The following is a 2929-nucleotide window of genomic DNA, read 5'->3' on the forward strand; positions in this document are numbered from 1 at the left end:
ATGCTCCATCAGGATGTCGGCGAAGCGGTCGATCGCCTCCTTGGTCGAGCATTCGAACGGCGCGCCCGGCCACGGGTTGAACGGGATCAGGTTCATCTTCGCCGGGATGCCCTTGAGGATGCGGACCAGCTGGCGCGCATCGGCCGGCGTGTCGTTCACATCCTTCAGCATCACGTATTCGAAGGTGATGCGGCGGGCGTTGTTGAGGCCGGGATATTCGCGGCAGGCGTCCAGCAGCTCCTTGACCGGGTACTTCTTGTTGATCGGCACGATCTGGTCGCGCAGCTCGTCGGTCACGGCGTGCAGCGACACGGCGAGATTGACGCCGAGCTCCTCGCCGCAGCGCTTCATCAGCGGCACGACGCCGGCGGTGGACAGGGTGATGCGGCGCCGGGACACCGAGATGCCCTCCGGATCCATCACCAGCTTCAGCGCCCGCTTCACATTCTCGAAATTGTACAGCGGCTCGCCCATGCCCATCATCACGATGTTGGTGAGCTGGCGGTCTTCGCCCTCGCGGCCCCAATCCTCCAGGATGTCGCGGCCCAGCATGACCTGGCCGACGATCTCCGACGCCTCGAGGTTGCGCACCAGGCGCTGGGTGCCGGTGTGGCAGAACTTGCAGGTCAGGGTGCAGCCGACCTGGGAGGAGACGCAGAGCGTGCCGCGATCCTCCTCCGGGATGTGGACCGATTCGATCTCCTGCCCGTCATCCATCCGGGCCAGCCACTTGCGGGTGCCGTCGAAGGAGTTCTGCTGGCGCACCAGGGCCGGCCGGTCGAGCACGAAGCCCTCCGTCAGCTTGACTCGCAAACTCTTGGCCAGCTCGCTCATCGCCTGGAAATCGGTGGCGCCGTGCTTGTAGATCCAGCTGTAGAGTTGCCGTGCCCGGAAGGCCGGTTCACCCAGGCCTGCCAGTGTCTCGGTCAGTTCGGCGCGGTCGAGCCCCATCAGGTTGACCCGGCCATCGGCGCGGGGCGGCGGCGGTGCGAACAGAGATGCGTGTGTTTCGATACCCATCGGGACCTCCGGAGGACCCAGTCGGCCCAGTCTTGAATGGGCCTTCAAATGGCGACGGCCCCTCCCGACCGGAAGGGGCCGCAGCAGTGTAACGGGAAGTGCGGTCAGACGCCGCAGGCTTTGTTGATCTCACCCAGCGCCGCCGAGATACCGGCGAGCGAGAAGACGTAGTTGGTGCCGGTGCCGCGCGACGAGGTCGCCTTGACCGTGAGGGTCGAGCCGCCCTTCATCGCGTTGACGAACGCCTCGTCCGCCGCGGCGTCGCGCGACCAAGCGGTGTTGCCGTCGGTGAACAGCGGGAAATTCTTGCCGCCGATCGTCGCCACGACGTCGACGCCCTGCTTCAGGGTATAGCCGACCTGCAGGCTGACGACGTTCTTCTGCTTCTCGGCCGGGCGATTGGTCACCAGCACGAACACGTCGCCGTGACGGACATTGGCGGGTTCGGCCTTGGTCGGCTTGGTCGCGATGTAGCAGGCCTTGCTGCCGTTTTCGGTGAACTGGAAGGCATGCCAGTCCCGGCTGCTCGAGATGTGCTGCACGTCCTGTGCCGATGCCGCCTGCGGCAACAGGATGCCACCGGCCGCGACGGCAAGGCCGATCACGGCCCCGAGGAAAAGGTTGCGACGAGTTCTCACCATAGCGCCACTCTACTTCGGGGTTGCAAGGCTGGACGACGCGGCCCGAGGCGGATCCCACGACATACATGGATTTATCCGCCACGGGAACCACCCGAACTCATCCGGGGATAGCATCTCGTCGTATACGGGCCTAGACGGAACGATCAGGAAACCGGCGTGCGCCCATCCCTTTCCCCCGAGCTTGCCCCGGCGCTGGTGCTGTCGGCCCTTGTGATCGCGCGGCGGGTCGCCTTCAATGGCGCCATGCGCATCGAGCCGGCCCCCCCTGCCCCCCTGTCGCCCGAGGCCCTGATCCTCGCGGTCGGGCGTGCCCGCGACCGGGCCGCGTTCCAGACCCTGTTCGAGCTGTTCGCGCCCCGGGTGAAGGCCTACATCGCCCGGCTCGGCTGCGATGGCGGGACGGCGGAGGAGCTGATGCAGGAAGCGATGGTCACGGTGTGGCGGCGGGCGGAGACCTACGATCCGGCCCAGGCCGGCGCCGCGACCTGGATCTTCACCATCGCCCGCAACAAGCGCATCGACCTGGCACGGCGCGAGAAGCGGCCACAGATCGACCCGGATGATCCGATGCTTGCGCCGGCACAGGAGATGCCCGCCGACCAGCGGGTCGCGGCGAACCAGACCGAAGCCCGGCTGCGCACCGCGATCGCCGCCTTGCCGGAGAACCAGCGCGACCTGCTGGCCCTCGCCTTCTATGAGGACAAGGCGCACAGCGAGATCGCCGCGGTGCGCAACCTGCCGCTGGGCACGGTGAAGTCGCGCATCCGGCTGGCGCTGGAGCGGTTGCGCCACAGCCTGACGGAGGCCGGCGATGCATGACGCCAACGCCATGACCGCCGTGCCGGAGCATCCCCGGCACCATCCGTCGGATGCCCTGCTGCTGGATTATGCCAGCGGCGCGATGGGCGAGGCCGACGCGCTGGCGGTGGCGACCCACCTTGTCTACTGCCCCGCCTGCCGGGGCGAGGTCGCGCGCATCGAGGCCATGGGCGGCGCCCTGCTGGACACCCTGCCCGGCGCCGAGATCGACGCAGGCGCCTTCGCAGCGGTGCTGGCCCGGCTCGATGCGGCACCCGTCGCCGAAGTGTCTGCAGCCGCGGCCCCGAGCATCGGCGTGCCGCAGATTCCGCTGCCGCTGCGCGATTATGTCGGCCCGCGCTTCGAAGCCGTCACCTGGCGCCGCCTGCTGCCGGGCGTGTCTGAGGCGGTGTTCCCCGTGGGTGCCGGCGACCGCCGCGTCAGCCTGCTGCGGGTGCGCGGCGGCGTCG

At 68.2% G+C, this 2929-nt stretch carries 4 protein-coding genes; 2 read left to right on the top strand and 2 right to left on the bottom strand.

The window, feature by feature from the left end; all coding sequences use genetic code 11:
* A partial coding sequence (gene rlmN, locus AC3XYG_RS34605) for a dual-specificity RNA methyltransferase RlmN (RefSeq protein ID WP_489144434.1) occupies positions 1 to 1020 on the bottom strand: 1020 nt, incomplete at its 3' end.
* A 104-nt stretch (positions 1021 to 1124) separates the two neighbouring features.
* Positions 1125 to 1661, bottom strand: coding sequence for an invasion associated locus B family protein (locus AC3XYG_RS34610; protein ID WP_489144435.1), 537 nt, complete (start codon positions 1659 to 1661; stop codon positions 1125 to 1127).
* Positions 1662 to 1817: 156 nt separating this feature from the next.
* Between AC3XYG_RS34610 and AC3XYG_RS34615 the strand changes: the two genes are divergently transcribed.
* On the top strand, positions 1818 to 2480 hold the full coding sequence (locus tag AC3XYG_RS34615; RefSeq protein WP_489144436.1) for a sigma-70 family RNA polymerase sigma factor: 663 nt from the start codon (positions 1818 to 1820) through the stop codon (positions 2478 to 2480).
* The coding region (locus AC3XYG_RS34620) for a zf-HC2 domain-containing protein (RefSeq protein WP_489144437.1) at positions 2473 to 2929 on the top strand (457 nt) is incomplete at its 3' end. The genes AC3XYG_RS34615 and AC3XYG_RS34620, both read left to right, overlap by 8 nt.

The organism is Inquilinus sp. (genome assembly GCF_057815775.1).

Bases quoted from the DNA above. Each gene is read 5' to 3' on its own strand.
- AC3XYG_RS34610 (WP_489144435.1), bottom strand. From the start codon at position 1,661: ATGGTGAGAACTCGTCGCAACCTTTTCCTCGGGGCCGTGATCGGCCTT.